This window comes from Paenibacillus sp. FSL R5-0912, from assembly GCF_000758605.1.
Taxonomy (GTDB): Bacteria; Bacillota; Bacilli; order Paenibacillales; family Paenibacillaceae; genus Paenibacillus_AQ.
Map to the genome: position 1 here is coordinate 7,057,240 of NZ_CP009282.1, position 17,823 is coordinate 7,075,062.

14 protein-coding genes are annotated in these 17,823 nt (G+C 45.8%); 5 read left to right on the plus strand and 9 right to left on the minus strand.

What is annotated here, in order from left to right:
• Nucleotides 1-3: 3 nt before the first annotated feature.
• The 3 genes from R50912_RS30000 to R50912_RS30010 all read right to left on the minus strand — a co-directional run bounded on the left by R50912_RS30000 (nt 4) and on the right by R50912_RS30010 (nt 2,409).
• Nucleotides 4-756 (minus strand): glycosyltransferase family 2 protein, encoded by a 753-nt coding sequence (locus tag R50912_RS30000; protein ID WP_052416759.1) that lies wholly within the window; start codon nt 754-756, stop codon nt 4-6.
• A 118-nt stretch (nt 757-874) separates the two neighbouring features.
• Nucleotides 875-1,612, minus strand: a complete 738-nt coding sequence (locus R50912_RS30005; RefSeq protein WP_042240088.1) for an ABC transporter ATP-binding protein — start codon at nt 1,610-1,612, stop codon at nt 875-877.
• An 11-nt stretch (nt 1,613-1,623) separates the two neighbouring features.
• On the minus strand, nt 1,624-2,409 hold the full coding sequence (locus tag R50912_RS30010) for an ABC transporter permease (protein WP_042240090.1): 786 nt from the start codon (nt 2,407-2,409) through the stop codon (nt 1,624-1,626).
• Between the two features lie 269 nt (nt 2,410-2,678).
• On the opposite strand from R50912_RS30010, the gene R50912_RS30015 reads away from it, so the two are divergent.
• Nucleotides 2,679-5,420: an O-antigen ligase family protein gene (locus R50912_RS30015; protein WP_042240094.1), complete on the plus strand. Its 2,742-nt coding sequence runs from the start codon at nt 2,679-2,681 to the stop codon at nt 5,418-5,420.
• 129 nt (nt 5,421-5,549) lie between these two features.
• Here the strand turns inward: R50912_RS30015 and galU are convergent, their stop codons facing one another.
• Together galU and R50912_RS30025 are read right to left on the minus strand one after the other, a co-directional pair.
• A complete protein-coding gene (gene galU, locus R50912_RS30020; protein ID WP_042240096.1) occupies nt 5,550-6,437 on the minus strand; it encodes a UTP--glucose-1-phosphate uridylyltransferase GalU in 888 nt (295 codons plus the stop codon).
• 246 nt (nt 6,438-6,683) lie between these two features.
• Nucleotides 6,684-9,203, minus strand: a complete 2,520-nt coding sequence (locus R50912_RS30025; protein WP_042240100.1) for a U32 family peptidase — start codon at nt 9,201-9,203, stop codon at nt 6,684-6,686.
• Nucleotides 9,204-9,470: 267 nt separating this feature from the next.
• Between R50912_RS30025 and rfbA the strand changes: the two genes are divergently transcribed.
• A complete protein-coding gene (gene rfbA / locus R50912_RS30030; RefSeq protein ID WP_042240103.1) occupies nt 9,471-10,349 on the plus strand; it encodes a glucose-1-phosphate thymidylyltransferase RfbA in 879 nt (292 codons plus the stop codon).
• 21 nt (nt 10,350-10,370) lie between these two features.
• A complete protein-coding gene (rfbC, locus tag R50912_RS30035; protein ID WP_042240107.1) occupies nt 10,371-10,925 on the plus strand; it encodes a dTDP-4-dehydrorhamnose 3,5-epimerase in 555 nt (184 codons plus the stop codon).
• Nucleotides 10,926-11,037: 112 nt separating this feature from the next.
• Here rfbC and R50912_RS30040 read toward each other — a convergent pair whose 3' ends face one another.
• The 3 genes from R50912_RS30040 to R50912_RS30050 form a co-directional block, all read right to left on the minus strand.
• Nucleotides 11,038-13,008: a copper amine oxidase N-terminal domain-containing protein gene (locus tag R50912_RS30040; protein ID WP_197073001.1), complete on the minus strand. Its 1,971-nt coding sequence runs from the start codon at nt 13,006-13,008 to the stop codon at nt 11,038-11,040.
• Nucleotides 12,989-14,134: a S1C family serine protease gene (locus tag R50912_RS30045; RefSeq protein WP_081956719.1), complete on the minus strand. Its 1,146-nt coding sequence runs from the start codon at nt 14,132-14,134 to the stop codon at nt 12,989-12,991. The genes R50912_RS30040 and R50912_RS30045 overlap by 20 nt, the downstream gene beginning before the upstream one ends.
• A gap of 127 nt (nt 14,135-14,261) precedes the next feature.
• Nucleotides 14,262-14,471 (minus strand): DUF2759 family protein, encoded by a 210-nt coding sequence (locus tag R50912_RS30050; RefSeq protein WP_039307102.1) that lies wholly within the window; start codon nt 14,469-14,471, stop codon nt 14,262-14,264.
• Nucleotides 14,472-14,895: 424 nt separating this feature from the next.
• Between R50912_RS30050 and R50912_RS30055 the strand changes: the two genes are divergently transcribed.
• Both R50912_RS30055 and R50912_RS30060 read left to right on the plus strand, forming a co-directional pair.
• Entirely contained in the window at nt 14,896-15,135 is a 240-nt protein-coding gene (locus R50912_RS30055) for a DUF3977 family protein (RefSeq protein ID WP_042243624.1), read from the plus strand.
• Between the two features lie 196 nt (nt 15,136-15,331).
• Nucleotides 15,332-16,144, plus strand: a complete 813-nt coding sequence (locus tag R50912_RS30060) for a hypothetical protein (RefSeq protein ID WP_042240113.1) — start codon at nt 15,332-15,334, stop codon at nt 16,142-16,144.
• Nucleotides 16,145-16,368: 224 nt separating this feature from the next.
• Here R50912_RS30060 and R50912_RS34610 read toward each other — a convergent pair.
• Nucleotides 16,369-17,702 (minus strand): IS3 family transposase gene (locus R50912_RS34610; protein ID WP_156123452.1). Its coding sequence is split into 2 segments (ribosomal slippage): nt 16,369-17,321 and nt 17,321-17,702, totalling 1,335 coding nucleotides; the frame shifts between segments, so codons are not numbered across the junction.
• Nucleotides 17,703-17,823: the final 121 nt, after the last annotated feature.

Genomic DNA, 17,823 nt, shown 5'->3' on the forward strand with positions numbered 1-17,823 from the left:
CTTCTAAGCTTTTTTTATGTTCAACATCAATTTTTTCCGAGCCTCTTTCACATATGACTTTCGATTTTCTCCGCCAGAAGTTGATGATTCGGATATTCTCCAATGGTATAATATTTTTGGCACATGCAATACTTTATCGGTCAAAGCCATCACTCTTATTGCAAGGTCCCAATCTTGAACTCCTTCATATCCCTCTCTAAATCCACCAACCTCTCTAAGCAAGGAGGTTCTATATGTTACCAAATGACATATATAATTTATATAATATATCATTTTTTTATTGTACGTAGTTTTGAAGAATGGAAAACATCTTATACCATCCAATATTTTATCTTCATCACTATATATTAAATCAGATTCTTCATTTTCATTTAATGCCCTAACGATTTCATAAAGAGCAAATGGCGCCAATATATCATCATTGTCTAGGAGTGCTGTATATTCCCCCGTTACCAAATCAAGCGCCGTGTTACTGCACGCAGAAATATGTCCATTTCGAGTTCTATAAATAACTTTTACTCTAGAGTCTTTTAACTTGTACTCTTCTAATATTAATTTTATATTCAAATCAGAGGAATTATCATCAGCAATACAAAGTTCCCAATTTGTGTAATTTTGCTCTAAGACCGACTCAATACATTCACGTAAAAAGGTTTCCTCAACATTATAGACTGGTATAATTACTGATATGAGCGGCATATATTTAAATGGAATCTTTTGAGTTACATTTCTTTCGTTTTCAGAGATCCATTTCATATAATACTTACCTTTTGTTATGCATTGCTTCACTATGAATAATTTAATTTTTATACGGATAAGATAAGAATATCCTAGAAACCATAGGTTAGTGATAGAGCTCACCTCACCATCATCATTAATTGTATTTTGAGAAATAATAATCACAAATTTCCGAAATATCCCCAGAACTTATAACCTTTCCCTTTTCTATAATCACACCTTTACTACACAAGGTTCTAATTTGATCTATAGAGTGGGATACTAAAATCACTGTTGTCCCTTTTCTAACCATTTCTTTTATTTTAATCTCACATTTTTCTTGAAACTTGAAATCACCTACAGACAAAATTTCATCAACTATTAATACGTCAGGTGTTATCGCCGTAGCAATTGAAAAACCAAGCCTTGCATACATTCCTGACGAAAAATTCTTAATAGGGACATCAATAAACTCCTCTAGTTCTGAAAAATTTACAATTTCATCAAAAAGCGCCTTCATCTCTTTTTTGGCATATCCTAATACTGCCCCATTTAAAAATATATTTTCCCGAGCTGTTAGTTCAGCATCAAAACCTGCTCCTAATTCTATGAGGGGAGCCATCCTCCCATAAACCTCTACTCTTCCATGGGTTGGTTTGAGCACCCCCGCTATAACCTTCAAGAGTGTGCTTTTCCCTGCACCATTTAACCCTAAGACTCCAAATATCTCACCTTTATCAATTTTAAAACTAACATCTCTCAAGGCCCAAAACTCAGTATATGAAATTTGACGTTTAAATTTTTTTATTAAGTATTCTTTTAGTGTAGTAATTTTTTCCGAAGTCATATTAAACCGCATCGAAACATTACTAACATCAACAATAGTTTCTTCCATTTCAAAGCTCCTTATATATATAATATAAATTTATCTTGTCGTTTCTTAAACATATAAAATCCAATCAGCATTGTTACAAGCGCATAGTTAAAACATTGAAAATTAAGTTCAAAAGAAGGAATCCGACCATATATCAACCCTTCTCTAAAATGAGTAACAAAATAGAACATAGGGTTACTATAGAGTAAAAAGAGGTACCTATCAGGCATTGTTGCCATAGGATAGATAATGGGAGTTGCATACATCCAAGCTGTTAATAAGACACCATAAATATGCTCAATATCCCTAAAAAATATAACTAGACTACATAAGATCAATCCAATACCAATACTGAAAATAAAAACATATGCTATTGATACAAAGGAAAACAGAATAGTCCATTTTAATTGAACCCCTGTAAACACACAAACAATTAATACGGCGCAAAATGAAAACAACATGTTAACAAGTGAATAGGCTATCTTAGATAATGGAAAAATATATTTAGGCACATATACCTTTTTAATTATTTGACCCGAAGAAAAAATGGATGTCATTGCTAATGATGTAGAGTCGGAAAAAAAGGTGAAAAGCACTTGTCCGGTAATAACATAAGCAGCAAAATATTCTACATTAAACTTGAATAATTCACTAAAGACCAAAGTGATTATTAACATTGTAAATAAAGGATTTAAAACGCTCCATAATATCCCTAACACAGATCTTTTGTACTTAATTTTAATATCTTTGAAAACTAGCAACTTTAGCAATTCTTGATACCTTAAGAAATTTGATAGATATTTTTTAACTTCGCTCACTTCAATAATCACCTATTCATTTTTATTTGTTTTAAGCAAAAACACTCCATTAAATAATCCTAAAAATACCAGTAATATGAATAAGGGTAAGGTCTATCTCCTAATGAACAACAAGATTAATAATCGTACAAAGGTAAATTATTATACATTTTATTGCACTTCGGTTCCATCCAATAGAGCATTAGTTTCATTATTTCCATTTAAAGTAGCGACTACATTTAACATTATGCTAAAATATCCTCGTACCTACAGAAAAAGGAGATCATAACGTGTCGAAACCAGTATACGGTAAAAATGCTGTACAGTCGAGAAATGTTGAAAAGATATCCAGTTACATATGGGCTTTGGTTATTGGTTTCATTGTGTTTTTGGTTTGGACCCCGTTTCAAGTGGGATTATTTAATGGGCAGCAGATCGACTTCGAGAAGCCGATTTATGTGTCTTCGCTGCTGAGCAGCCTCTTGCTGCTGGTATGGATAGGCTTGTACTTCACAAAGTTCAAGCTGGAGGGTCAGCGGGACTTGCTGGCTGTGGCCTCGCTGCTGCTTCCCGCTACGTATGCGTTGTCGCTTATTGGCGCTGTTTCGCATTATATGGCGATGAACCTGCTGTTTATACAGAGCATGTATGTCGCAATATTCATTATAGCGTTATATCTGCTCCAGCAAAAGCAACTAAATGTTGTCATTCAGAATGCCATTTTGGCAATCGCTTATTTCATTGTCGGATTTGGGCTGTTAAACTGGCTCGGCAGCTCGAAATTCGCTGGCAGTATGGTAGGCTGGTTCTCTAACACTGTACGCAGTGGTAAATATTTGGACGCCGTGATGACAGACTCTAACGGCCTGCGTCTGACTTCAATTTTCCAGTATGCCAATACTTACGCAGCTTTCCTGATGGCTTTCTTATTTGTCGCAGTGTTTGCGCTCGTCCGCTCTAAAAAATGGTATGGCACATTGACTCACAGCTTCATGCTTGTACCGATTATTGTGTCTCTGCTGCTGACCTTATCCCGTGGCGGACTCGTAATGCTGCCTGTAGTGTTTATTCTTCTTCTGTTGTTCCTGAAGCCTGCTCAGCAGATTCTGTGGATTATTCATCTTGCGGTTTCTGGTATCGCTGCCCTGCTGGTTACAAGCCCTCTAACTACCCTTGGTACAGAGCTGAATACTGCCTTCACTTCTTCAGCCGCGTTAAAAGCGTGGGCGTACCTGCTCGTGGCCTCAGCGGTTGTTGCAGCTCTTGGCTGGGCGATTCAGCGTTTCGCCGCTCCGTGGCTGCAAAAGAAGCTGGGAAGCTGGGAAACACGCAAATTGACAGGGCTGTGGATTCCACTCGGCTCGATCTTACTTGTAGCAATCGCTGCTTTCCTGCTTATTGGTACAAGCTTACGCAGCGTTTTCCCTGACAATATCGAAACACGGCTGGAGAACATCAACTTCAAACAGCATAGTGTACTGGAGCGCATCACCTTTTATAAAGATGCTATGAAGGTTGTGAAGGATTATCCGATCATTGGATCCGGCGGCGGAGGCTGGTCTTCCTTATATGAACATTATCAAAACAACCCTTATGTAAGCCGTCAGGTTCACAATTTCTTCCTGCAGTATTTAATTGAAGTGGGGATCGTCGGATTTATCGTGTTTATGGGCTTTATCGGGTATATTTTCTATAAATACATCCGCGCTTACCTGAAACGGGACAAGGACGAGTTCAACAATGGATTCTTCTTCTACATTATCGCTCTATCCATTCTTGTTCACAGTCTGCTGGACTTTAATATGAGTTATGCGTTCATGGGGATTCTGGTATTCATTGGTTTGGCAGGTATGGGAGCAGTTATGGACAACAAGCCGCTGCGCCAGAGCTGGAACAAGGCTGGACTGCGCTTCGGGTACTTTGCTGTGCTGGCCATCGGCTCTGTGTTCCTGCTCTTCCTGTCCATCAGCTATATCGGATCCAGTAATGCCGCACTTAAGGGCAAGAACCTGGTTAACGTCAGCCAATCCTATGAAGAGATTAAGACTCCGCTGGTCGAAGCACTGCAGAGTCGTCCTTTCCATCCGGAAGCGGCAATCTACCTTGCTTCCCTTGACCTGACGGTCTTTAAACAAACACAAGATGAGCAGTATCTGGCTGAAGCTTATAATGTTCTGAGCCGTGCACTCAAGGATGAGCCTTACAATAAAGATCTACTGAAACAATTGATTAGTTACTACGATCTCAAAGGACAAAGTGATCTGGGCTTCAATGTCTACCGCGACAATGCAGATAAATTCAATTGGGATATCGATTGGTATGAGGCATTGATTAGCCGTGCACAGGCTTTTGCAGCTGCAGCCAATGTGCAAAAAGACGAAGCTAAGAAACAGGAGTACCTGACTGCCGGTCTTGAAGCATACCAGCATGTGGTTGACGGGGTAGAGCACCTGAAGACTTTGCCGCCTGAACAGCTGCAGGGCCGTCCGTTCTCAATCACGCCAACAATTGCATTGAATGCAGGCAAGCTGCAAATGCTGTCAGGACAAGCTGAGCAAGCAGCCGCTACCTTGAAGCTTGGTTTTGCAGACAATTATGCAGATATCGTCAGTAGCACAACACTATGGGACACTAACTGGTATAGCTCTCTTATCGCCCGTGCCTTTGAACTGGCGCAACAATCCTTCGCTCAGCAGGATGAGGCTAACAAAATCATTCATCTCAACATTGGACTCGATGCCTACAATCAAGTGGCATCTGATCTGCAAGGCCAGCCTCTTCCTTCGTCAATCAACTTGAACGCAGGAAAACTTCAGTATATGGCAGGTCAGATACAGACAGCCGCAGCGACTTTAAAGCTTGCCTTGAGCGATGATTACAGTGATGCAGCCAACCGCGAAGCAGCCCGCTGGTATTTAGCTGCACTGAAGAAATCTGAGTCCGCGCAGGACCAGACGGTCTATGATAAGCTCATTGCCGCTGATCCTGCAGAGGCTGCAGAGATTGACATCATTGTGAATACACAGTACTAATCATTCAAAGGAAACATCATAAGCACACATAGAGAAAAGCGGTCCACTGTCTGGGTACAGTGGGCCGCTTTTTTAAGATTAAATGATTATATTTCGCGCAAGAATTGTAGTTAATAATGATTCAACCTGCTACCTGCTGTACAGCTTCTCTTCATTCTCGATTACTTCTTTGAGATACTGCAACAGCCCTTCTTTGAGCTCCTCATGCTGAAGCGCATAATGGATACTTGTCTGGATGAATCCCATCTTCTCGCCGACATCATGACGTTTGCCTTCGAAATCATACGCAATAATCCGCTCCACTTCACTTAAGCGGGAGATAGCATCCGTAAGCTGAATCTCTCCGCCTACACCCACCTGCTGTTCGCCAAGCATGTCGAAGATACGCGGAGTCAGGATATACCGTCCCAGGATCGCCAGGTTGGAAGGAGCATCTTCTCTCTTCGGCTTTTCGACTAGGCGGTTGGCCTTGTAGACACGTTCTGCTAATTCAATTCCATCCACCAGTCCATACCGGGAAACTTCTTCCCACGGCACCTGTTGAACTCCCACAATAGAGGATTTGTACTGATCGTATACATCAATCATCTGCTTCAGACATGGCTTATCCGACTCTACAATGTCATCCCCAAGCAGAACAGCAAAAGGTTCATTGCCGATGAATTTACGTGCGCACCAGATGGCATGTCCGAGGCCGCGCGGTTCTTTTTGACGGATGTAGTGGATATCGGCCATTTCCGAGGATTTACGTACCGATTCCAGCAGCTCCCACTTCTGCTTCTCAGCCAGGTTAAACTCCAGTTCGAATGAGTTGTCGAAGTGGTCTTCAATTGCACGCTTGCCTTTCCCCGTCACAATAATGATATCTTCAATCCCGGAAGCTACTGCTTCTTCAACAATATATTGGATTGTCGGTTTATCTACAATCGGCAGCATTTCTTTGGGCATCGCTTTGGTTGCGGGCAGAAATCGGGTACCCAGACCAGCCGCGGGAATAATGGCTTTACGGATCTTCATGACATAGCTCCTTCTGGCTTCTTGTTTTCACCACTAATTTCTTATAGAAAAATGGCATATTTGATTCAATTATAGCAGTTATAGCAGATTTTTGGCAGGGTGATTGTGTTGCATCTTGGAACAGATGTAAAAAAAGCAAAGGCCAGATGTCCTGAGAGTGTATTTCTCCTCAAAGGCAGTCTGGCCTAGCATGTATTTATTAGATCCTGCATCAGTACATATACGTCTGAAGATTACACAAATTGCTTACTTCGCATTAACCAACTGCCCGCGTGTAACCCCAAGCTGGTTGGTGGCCTTCAGGCTCTTCCAAACCTGCGTTCCGGAGATTTCTCCGCGAAGTGCGCGGCTGTACAGGCTGATAACCTCAGCTACCTGCTCTGGTGTTTCCTCTAGGAACTCTACACGGAAAGAAGATACGCCAAGCTCACGGAAGTGATTCAGGTATTCTGCACCTGACTGTTCAACAGCGTTATAGACAGTGTTACGGCAGCCTTCATCCACACGGACGGGATGAGACATGCCAATGCGGTCCTGCAGCGATGCACGCTGCTCCTCGCAAGGACGTCCGCAGTTGGTATAGTCTGTACCTTCACTCATGAAGGTACAGTACACGCAGTGCTCGGTGTGGAACATCGGCAGATGCTGGTGAATAACAACCTCCATCCGCGAGGTGTCGCTGTGTCCGAGCAGATCAACCATCTGCTGGATGTTCAGATCATACGACGGTGTTACCACGTCACAGCCGGCATTCAGGAACAGATCGACCGCTCTGTGGTTGGCGATGTTCAGCGAGAAATCGCCGATCAGCCGGGGATGCACAGCATCCGGATGCTCCATCCGATGGCGCAGGTAATAATACAGCGCGCCGGTATTGCGCACCAGCACAGCATCCGGCTGCAGCCGCAGGATGTTGGCATGGTAGCCGTTCTCGTTCGGCATATGGATGCGCGGTGTGGCCAGCGTGATGCTGGCCCCTGCAGCCCGCACAGCGTCTACTGCCGCCGGGAACTGCTTGATGAACTCGAAATCGGCGTAAATGCTTGTTACGCCGGCTTCAAGTGCAGCCTGCACCTGCGGCAGGCTGCGGCACAGCGCGGTGAGCTCCGCTTCACCGCGCGCCTCTGCGGCGCCCCTGCGGGAGGCGCCGCCGTAGACCTCTACCTCCCGTTTCACATACACGGGAGGCTTTGGGCGCTCGCCTGCAAGCAGCTCCACCGCCTGGCGGCGGATGCTGTTCAGCTCGCGCATAGGCACGATCACGTCGCCTTGCAGATGCGACTCCAGCGCTTCAAGCTGGAACACGGTTCCGCCCAGGCGGCCGAATTGTTCTTCCAGCAGCGCGGTGTCCATCGGACGCTTCTGCGCTGTCTCCAGCGCGAGCTCCGAGTCCACACGGACGGTTACCTTCTTCTGAATGTCCGTCCACCAAGTCGTCAGCTTCTCACCGGCGCAGCCTTGCACTCTCACATGAACCGGGAATACCCGGTACGGCTTCTCGGTCTCGAACGACTGGCGCAGCGCCTTGTCGAGTGCCGGATCATTCGTCTTCCAGATGCGGTCGCCAACATGGAGACGACGCAGATCCACGTCATTGCGGCCGGGCACGATGTCGATAACCCAGCCTTCGCCGGCTTCGCCTTCCAGCTTGACGCCTTTGCGGCGCAGATCGTAGACGCGGCCGCCTTCTTCCTTCTTCGTCGGGTCTCCAGCATCGAACACAATCCCGTCACCGCGCTTAAGCGGAGCATGAATGCGGCAGACCACACCATCGCGCAGAATCTGTTCGACGGTTCCCATGAATACACCCCTGCTTTTCGGGAAGGTGCCATCTACTAATTTCTTATTGTTAGTTCCGTCCAGGAAACCATGAGTGAAGCCGCGCGAGAAGCTCTGCTGCAGCTCACGCATGTCCTCCTTCGAGGTCGGTGTCCAGTTACCGTCAAAATACTTATCAATCGCTTTGCGGTATTTACTAACCACATTCGCAACGTATTCGGGAGTCTTGAGCCGGCCTTCAATTTTGAAAGAGGTCACTCCTGCTTCAATCAGTTCAGGCATCAGATCAATAGCGGCAAGATCTTTCGGGGACAGCAGGTAGGTTACATCCCCCATCGGCTTCACTTCTCCGTCTACCACCAGGTCATACGGCAGGCGGCAGGCCTGGGCACATTCTCCGCGGTTCGCAGAGCGTCCGCCCCACATTTCGGAAGTCAGACATTGTCCGGAATAGGATACACATAGTGCACCATGCACGAAGACTTCCATCGGCAGGCGGGCTTGTTCGCCAATCGTGCGGATCTGCTTCAGATTATTTTCACGGCCTAGTACCACACGCTCCAGCCCCCAAGGCTTCGTGAATTCCACCGCTTCCGGTGAAGTAATTGTCATTTGTGTAGAGCCATGAATCGGGAAATCCGGAGAGATCTCACGAATCATCTGGACCAGACCCAAGTCCTGTACAATGACCGCATCCACACCGGCATCCACGCAGGCATCGATCAGTTCTTTGGCATCCGGCAGCTCATTCTCAAACACAAGTATATTAAAGGTCAGAAACCCCTTCACTCCATAGCTGTGCAGAAAGGCCATAATCTCCGGCAGCTCATCCATGCGGAAGTTGTTGGCTCTGGCCCGTGCATTGAATTTCTCTACGCCAAAAAAGACAGCATCCGCCCCGTTCGCCACTGCTGCACGCATGCAGTCCCAGTCTCCCGCCGGAGCCAGTAGTTCTACGTCTTCTCTGCGTAATCCTTGCTCTTTCATTTATATCCTCCTAAACCGCCGTTCTGGCGGATGTATGTCATCCCTCTAACTAATCAATTGTATCAAATATCACAGCTATCTGCCAGCACAATAGAAACACTTGGATGAATTTTCAACTTTAAAATATCTTTATACAAGCCTGCATTCTTGCTTTAATAGACAAAGCAAGAATAACCAGCGTAAAATATGAATGGAAAAGAATAAATACGCAAAAGATCTCACTGTTCCCAAAATTTATATGTAGCAAAAGGAGAGTTGAAAATAGTTATGAAAGGCATAATTCTTGCGGGAGGAAGCGGGACCCGCCTTTATCCTCTCACAATGGTGACCAGCAAACAGTTATTGCCGGTCTATGACAAACCAATGATTTATTATCCTCTGTCTACGCTGATGCTGGCAGGTATCAAAGAGATTCTTATCATTTCTACCGCTGAGGATACACCACGGTTCGAGCATTTACTCGGCGATGGCTCCCAGTTCGGAATTTCGCTGCAGTACATTGTCCAGCCGAGCCCGGACGGATTGGCACAGGCTTTCATTCTGGGCGAATCGTTCATCGGGGAAGATTCTGTAGCTATGATTCTCGGAGATAATATATACTACGGGAATGGCATGACCAAAATGTTGAAACAAGCAGCCGGCAAAACAAGTGGAGCGACCGTATTTGGCTACCATGTACCCGATCCCGAACGCTTTGGTGTAGTGGAATTCGACGTAGACGGCAAGGCTCTCAGCATTGAAGAGAAACCGGAGCATCCGAAATCTAATTATGCGGTTACCGGCCTGTATTTTTATGATAACCGGGTGATTTCTATTGCTAAGGAAGTCAAGCCATCGCACCGTGGTGAGCTCGAAATCACCTCGATTAACGAGGCCTATCTGAAGCTTGGAGAACTGGATGTCGCTCTGCTTGGGCGAGGTTTCACTTGGCTGGATACCGGAACACACCAGAGTCTGGTCGACGCCACCAATTTCGTAAGAACGATTGAAGACCATCAAGGTATTAAAATCTCCGCACCAGAAGAGATTGCTTATATCAACGGCTGGATTACAAAGGAACATCTGCTGGACTGCGGACATAAGCTGAGCAAGACCGGCTATGGACAATATCTGATCAAAGTTGCTACTGGTAAAATCCAATTTTAAACAATAGAAAGAGTGAATAAGATGAAGTTTACCAAAACCAATCTGGAAGATGTTCTCGTTGTCGAACCGGCAGTCTTTGGAGACCACCGCGGCTGGTTCATGGAAACCTACAGCGAGGCTAAATTTCAGGAACAAAACATCAATTATCAGTTCGTTCAGGACAATCAATCTTATTCAGCTGTAAAGGGAACCCTGCGGGGACTTCATTTTCAATTAAATCCAAAGGCGCAGACCAAGCTTGTCCGCTGCACACGCGGATCCATTTTTGATGTGGCTGTGGATATCCGTCAAGGCAGTCCTTCTTACGGCAAGTGGTTCGGAATTGAACTTACAGCCGAGAACAAGAAGCAACTTCTGATCCCTAAAGGCTTTGCCCACGGTTTCATGACGCTAACTGAGGATGTAGAAGTCCAATACAAATGCGACGAGTTGTATGCACCTGAATGCGACGGCGGAATTCTGTGGAATGACCCTGATATCGCCATTGAGTGGCCGATTGATGTTATACCAGTGCTGTCTGTTAAAGATGAGAACGCACCGCAGTTAAAAGACGTTAAACTTAATTTTGTATATTAAATACTGAATCCATTCTAAAATTCAACAAAAATAACGCCCCGGCTCATCGTTAGCCTAGGGCGTTATTTTCTGTTCTTTAGTTTCTTGTCAAAGGACTACCATAAATTTACGTCTAGCCCATTCCCCCTACTTCCCCCCACCCAAACGACCCCAGCACCCTCTCCAACACCGCCTGCAGGCTGGCTGTTGCATTGGCATCGTTCAGCGTGACGGTGATCGTGTAGACCACATCATTTTTGCCGAAAATGATGTTTCGCGTGCTCACAGGGATACTGTTCTTGGTCTGCTGTACGGTGAGAATTGTGGCAGGCACTCCCGCAAAGGTGGTTTCCTCCACACTTTTCACCTGCGGCCCTTTCGGGTCTTTTTTGGTATTCTGGTAATAGCTCTGCAGCTGGCTGACGGCATATTCCATGGTAACATCCGGACTGGCGTAGATCTGGAACCGTCCGCCGGTGAAGCGGTATTCCACGGTCTGGCTCTCAAAAAGATCCTGATATGGCGTCCATAGGCGCGGAATATCAATGCTGTAGCCGTAAGCTTTGGAGCTCTTAGGGATCGACTTTGTGCTGAGCAGTGCGTAATCATCGGTTTCCAGACGGCCAAAGTTCTCCTTGATCTGCTCAAAATCAATATCGATGGAGTTTAGCACATCTGTGAACCGCGCCTTGTCGTCATCCTGTCCCGATGCTGTCCGGTATTCAAAATAATAGCGATAGCCGTTCTTCAGCAGCAGAATTTGATATTCCGTACTCCAGCCGTTGCCTGGATTGAGTCCGATTTCATTAATCAATACCGGCTCACCGGAGACTTTGCCTGCAATGCCGTTCTTCAGGGTATAGGCTTCGGTCACATAGGTGTCACGCAGCTGCGACTCCAGTTCCCGGCTCCAGCTCTCAAGCGTTGAGCCCGCAGGGGCGGAGCTCACTTTTACACGCAGATAACTTCCCTGTTTGCTCTCATACAATAAATGCTGGTCATCCACACTCCAGTCTGCCGGCACCAGCAGCGAGATTCCGTAGTCTTCGTTATATCCTTCGCGCAGCCCGTTTGTGACTGTGGAGAGATCGCGGATGCTTTTGTCGGAAGAATTATAGGAAGGTTGGAAGGAGTCCAGCAGCACGGCATACTGATCCAGATCTTTATAGTTCACTGCGTTATCGTCCGTCAGATAAATTTCATACAGCCTGCCGTCAGCATAATATTGCCTGCCTTCCCATAGCGCTCCGCTGGAATCCTTGCTGACTATCCGGGCGTAAGGAACCTTGGCTTCAGGCACAACCTCCCGGTCCAGTACAGTCTCTCCGCCCTCCTCCGATGACCGCACCAGATTCTCCAGCAGCCCTTCCGGATCAAGCAGCACCTCCTGCGGTGAAGCATGGACCTCCAGATAATAATCATTCTCTGCACTCATAAAAGTCGCTACATTCTCATTCCCACCGCTGTCACCCACGACAAGTCCGGGAGGATAATTCATGCTCCATTCAAAATAACTGTTGCCGATCCGGGTCTTGCCGACATCACTGTCGATGCCGCTCTCCGGTTCTGCTGCCGCCTCCTTCTCCGAAGGAGTAAGTGTCACCAGTAATCCCCCGCCATCTGCCGCAGTAATCCGCGCACCGAGCACTCCGGTCACGAACCGTAGGGGCACCATCAGCACACCGGAAACCATCCGCGGCGGCGCAGCAAGCTTAATTTTGACGCCATCCTTCCAGGCAGTGGTACTGCCTATCGTCATCGCTCCGGTATGCGGACCGTACATCAGCTTCACTACATTGTTACCTTCAAGAGAGACTGTGCTGCCGAATGCTTTTTTGAAAATCCCCAGCGGTACCATGACCGCCCCGCTCTCCGTAAAAGGTTTCTGAATCAATATCGGTTCGCCGTTAACCTTTGCAGATGTACTGCCTACTTTGAGGCTTAGCTTTAGAATCGGAGTTTCTGCCGCATAGGCATTCATACCAGGAAATACAGCTAGCAGCAAAAGCACTACCAGCATGACAGACAGTCCACGGAGTATATAACCCATCCCCAATCGCGGCGTTCCTGCTTCTGCAAGCCTTCTACTCTTCCGCCTGATCATCGCCATCCCCCTCCGCCTCTTCCGTATTCACCAATGGATCACCTTGGCCCAGAACAAGGCTTCTGGCGACGATATCGCCGTCACTTTGCATGAGCAGCTTGACCACTGCACCCGGTTTGTATTGCTTGAACCATTCATTAATGTCCACAAGCGACGTGACCCGGTGGCCGTCTATCGCATACAGCGCATCTCCCTCGGCAATTCCTGCCTTTCGTGCTTCTGCAGTGGCCACCTTCGTAACCGTTAAAGGCTCCTGCGTAGGCAGCCCCACAATGACGGGCCAGCTCTCCTCCAGCTCCACCCCGAGACTCGGACGCCGGACCTCCCCGTATTTAAGGAGCTGATTCATAATGTACTGTACCGTATCTGCGGGGATGGAGAACCCCATATTCTCTACACCTACTGCTGCGTATTTTAAGCTGTTGATTCCAAGGACCTCACCCTTCATGCTGACCAGCGGCCCCCCGCTATTGCCTGGGTTAATCGCCGTATCGCTCTGAATAAGCCGGTAAGCCGCATCCACCGAACGATTGAGACCGCTGATCACGCCCACGGTAGCCGAATTTCTGAGTGAGAAGGATATCGGTGTCCCAATTGCTATAACCTTGTCTCCCACCTGCAGACCCGCTGAGGTACTGGCGAATGTTGCAGGCTTCAGGGATTTGGCCTTGATTTTGATCAGTGCAAGATCACTGAACTCATCCATATATGTATCTGTGATGTTATAGCTTGTACCGTCAGAGGTAACCACTACCGCATTTTGCAGCCCCGTCATGACATGCGCATTGGTAATGATCCACCCGTCCGCTTTGACAATAATTCCTGAGCCGTGTGTCAGATTGTAACGGTCATCCGGGCCGCTGGCATCCCCGCTTGCTTTACCGATAATGCCCACAACGGACGGCGAGACCGCCCGGATAATTTGTGGAACCGGATCTGCTACGGGCTTAGCCACTTGCTCCTTGTTCACAGGTTTAACTCCGCCTACTTGTCCAGCCGTTACAGGACCTGTCCCTCCGTACACTGCACCAAATGCTGACAGCGGATTACCCGTGAATCCCGATAATAACAACCCGCACAACAGCACAACCCCACTCCGGGCAACTGCATTCTTTCCCCCGTTCATCGCCTTCCCCCTTTCTCCTGTAGAGCTGATTCCTTTATCATTTAAAAAAAGACGCCTTTAGGCTCGCCGGGTGGCGGATAAAGGTGTCTTTGAAAGACCTTGCTTCTGAAGTTAGTTGTGCCTGAACTTAGCTGAACCAATTCATAATCATTGCATAATCAGAGACTGCAAAAACCAGCAGGCTCACCACTCCGAAGCCGATGGCAAATTTGTTCTTCTGCGGAGCTTTCAATAGCCGGACCACACCGATAAGAATCAGGATCGTGAATAGAATCATAAATACATCGAAGGTATGAAATGTAGACGGTTCTTGCGCGGCAGCTTCTGCAAGCAGCATGGCAATCCCTCCCTGAAAGTGTTGTCAAGCAAGTTCATCTAATCCATATCACCTTCTATGTTATCGCTACCATTTCAGTGACGCAATAGAAATTGTCTAAAAATTATGTATTTGTCATAAAAAATATTTCCAAAGCCGGAAATCAGCTGAAATACAGAGATATTTATCATTGACCGTTTGTTGTGATATGTGATTTTCAAGGAGCTGATTCCTATTGCAACGCAAACAGCCTCTGCTATCTATTCAACGCAAAACCCTCTCTTTGAATCTTACTGCGGACATGCTGTAGTTATGCCTGTTCTGCTTCGCTGCCGCCAGCTTAATTTTTGTCTGCACACATGAAATCGCATGCCACAACCCTCACTGTAAAACTCCGGACGACGATGTTATGATCAGTCATGCAGAACTGGAGGTGCCCGCCGGCTTGAAATACATTGAATTCGGAATAGGAAACAGATGGCTGGTACGGACTGAGACCGAGAAGCCTGATGGTACAGAGACCGAAGCACGGGGAATTATCGGGCCTGTTAAATGCCGTTCCCTGTATATAAGAGTCTGGATCAGAAGAACGGTATGGATTCTGGATTCACAGGACGGCTTCAAGAAAGCCACAAAACCGCGCAATCAATTCAAAGTGATCTTTGGTATCCGTAGTGAGTTGTAGTAGTGGGTCTTATTGATCCCCTCAGACAATTATTTACCCACCATACGCTTCTTACCCGTCTGAGGTACAACAACTTATAACCTAGAATGAGCGTAAAGACTACTCATCTACTACTTTTTATGAAAATATTGCTAAAGTGATGGTTATTTTATACAATTAAATCAAATTATACATCCAATTTGTAGGAGAGATTTATTTGAAAAAAGTATTCATTTTTATGTTTGTTATTACATCTTTATTTTCTTTTTCTAATAGCACCAGCAGTAATGACCTAAAGGCTAAATCAATTCAAATGAATAAGTTTTTCCGTGCCTGGCAAGGCGTAGGAGCTGACAAGAAATATATCTATGTGACTTCAGATAGGGATACGAAATTTTCTCTTTCAAATACAATATCTGTGTATGATGTTTCAGGGAAATATGTAGTAGAAAAACAGTCTGCTTATACCGGTAAAGATAAACAAGGTCGTTTCATGTCTTTTGGAGATTGTTTTGTATCCAATAGTTTTTTGTATGCTACAGTCTATAATTTCAATTCAGCACCGCCTATAAATAAGCGCATTAGCCGTGTTGTAAAATACAGTCTACCAGACTTAAAACTGATAGAAGAGTATGATATCGGACAGGGTACAGCAGAATCATTAGCGACCTACAAAGGGTCTTTCTGGGTAGTGTATCACGATAGAAATGAAGTCAAGCGTTTTGATAGTAAATTTAGATATCAGGCTACCTATCCACTGTCTGCGAAATTTGGCGGCGAGGGAGGATATCAAGGCATATTTTTTAAAGATAACGAACTTTATGGTAACCTGCATGGTTCCAATCAAAATGGTAAGGAATATGCCCAAGGATTGGATCATTACAAATTTAACGGCAATACTTTTGAATTTATAGAAAGGATTAAAGTCCCTACTTATGGAGCAGGTCAGGGTGTTGAAAAGGTAGAGAATAAAGTCTATTGGGTCGATCGACCAGCAAATAAGATTATTATTACAAATGAATTTTTATAATAATTACTGGCAGGAATACGTCTTTATCTTGCCCTCGAATCATAAAGGATAAATTCGATTCCATGGGAATTACTGGAACGCAATACTAAAATAGGCGCATGCCTACCACTACACAGGACTTCCACCCTAGAGATTACAACCATAATAAGCGTAAAAAAACAGCCCCTGCCCCACCTCTGAACTGTGACCCGATTTGAGGACGGTTTAAAAGAAATACCCTAGAGCTAGCTCGCAAGGAGATGACTTCTGAATTCGTCAGGAGTCATCTTCTTTAATGTCCATTGGTATCGCTCGGAGTTATAGTAGGCAATATATTCCGAAACACGAGCCCTGACTTCTGTGAGATTCTGACAATCTCGAACGCTCATTTCATCTTTCATATGCCCAAAGAACGACTCCATCGATGCATTGTCCCAACAGTTCCCTTTACGGGACATAGACTGTTGAAAACCTGCCTGCTCAATTTGGAGACGAGTTTTAGGATGTGTGTAGTGCATGCCCTGATCGGAGTGGAAAATGGCTTCTGGATGAAGATTTCCATCAAGCCGTTCCAGCAGACGCCGAATGGTTTTTTCAACGATTGGTAACTCTAGTGTCCCTGCTACACAGTCAGCAAGAATTTGCCGGGTTGCTCCATCTTTTATGCACGAAAGATAAGCCCACTGTCCGTTTCCGTACCGCAGATAGGTGATATCGGTTAGAAAGACTTTCTCCGGCTCTTTCTGGTCAAATTGGCGTTTCAGTAAGTTTGCGCAGGTCTGATGCTCCTGCGTTGCCTTTGCCATCTTACGGTACGGATTAGCTTGCCGTAAGGCTGCGACAAGGTTAAATTTACGCATTAATCGGCGAATCTTCTTGTGATTCATGGTGACACCGCTGAGATGCTCCAAACGCATCTTAATCACCAAAGCGCCAGCTCTTCCTTGTAATGCGTTGAAGTGTTGCTTAATAAGAACAAGGTCGCGCTCGTCGTCGGCTGCACGAAGTTGACGCCTTTGCTCGGCGCCCAGCCATCTGTAATAGCCACTGGTGCTCACAGCGGCGACTCCACATAGATAACGAGTCATACGGCTTAATCCATGGGCTCTCAGGGTGTGATAAATGATTTCGTAGCGCTCCGAAGGTGTTAAGGTTTTCCTTGGTTCCGTTCGAGCGCTTCGAGCTTTTTTAGAAAGTCGACCTCAGCTTCTAGTAATTTAATCTTCGCCTTTGCGCGCTTCAGTTCTTCGTCAGCAGACAAGGCACATGCAGGCTTTCGTCCAGCGCTGCCTTTGCCACGCCGTTCTTCCAGTAGTCCTAGTTCACCATATTTAGCAAAGCTATCTCTCCAGCGTTTCAAACTATGCTTTGGTTTTTTAGAACCGATGAGATTTAGGTCAAAGCCCGCCTTAAGAAATATTTCTGACGGGGGTGTCCCCTCGTTGTAGGCCTTCACTGCCGCCAACTTAAACTCAGCAGTATACGAAATATTCGTCTCGGATACTCGCTGAACATTTGGATTCTTCTCTAATCTTCTAATGATATCTTCCGTAAATAGGGTTCGATTTAAATTTCCCACAGTCTTATCCCGCTCCTTTTCCAATATTCTGATTAAAACACAAAAGACCCACAAGAAGGTCACTTTTTTCAAAGTGTCTTTCTTGTGGGTCACAGTTCACTCGCAGTGGACCATGGGCTAT

What these genes read in the sequence shown, in the direction of transcription:
- R50912_RS30040 (WP_197073001.1), bottom strand. Translation starts at nt 13,008, where the DNA reads ATGATCAGGCGGAAGAGTAGAAGGCTTGCAGAAGCAGGAACGCCGCGA.
- R50912_RS30000 (WP_052416759.1), bottom strand. Translation starts at nt 756, where the DNA reads ATGAAATGGATCTCTGAAAACGAAAGAAATGTAACTCAAAAGATTCCA.
- rfbA (WP_042240103.1), top strand. Translation starts at nt 9,471, where the DNA reads ATGAAAGGCATAATTCTTGCGGGAGGAAGCGGGACCCGCCTTTATCCT.
- R50912_RS30005 (WP_042240088.1), bottom strand. Translation starts at nt 1,612, where the DNA reads ATGGAAGAAACTATTGTTGATGTTAGTAATGTTTCGATGCGGTTTAAT.
- galU (WP_042240096.1), bottom strand. Translation starts at nt 6,437, where the DNA reads ATGAAGATCCGTAAAGCCATTATTCCCGCGGCTGGTCTGGGTACCCGA.
- R50912_RS30050 (WP_039307102.1), bottom strand. Translation starts at nt 14,471, where the DNA reads ATGCTGCTTGCAGAAGCTGCCGCGCAAGAACCGTCTACATTTCATACC.
- R50912_RS30025 (WP_042240100.1), bottom strand. Translation starts at nt 9,203, where the DNA reads ATGAAAGAGCAAGGATTACGCAGAGAAGACGTAGAACTACTGGCTCCG.
- rfbC (WP_042240107.1), top strand. Translation starts at nt 10,371, where the DNA reads ATGAAGTTTACCAAAACCAATCTGGAAGATGTTCTCGTTGTCGAACCG.
- R50912_RS30045 (WP_081956719.1), bottom strand. Translation starts at nt 14,134, where the DNA reads ATGAACGGGGGAAAGAATGCAGTTGCCCGGAGTGGGGTTGTGCTGTTG.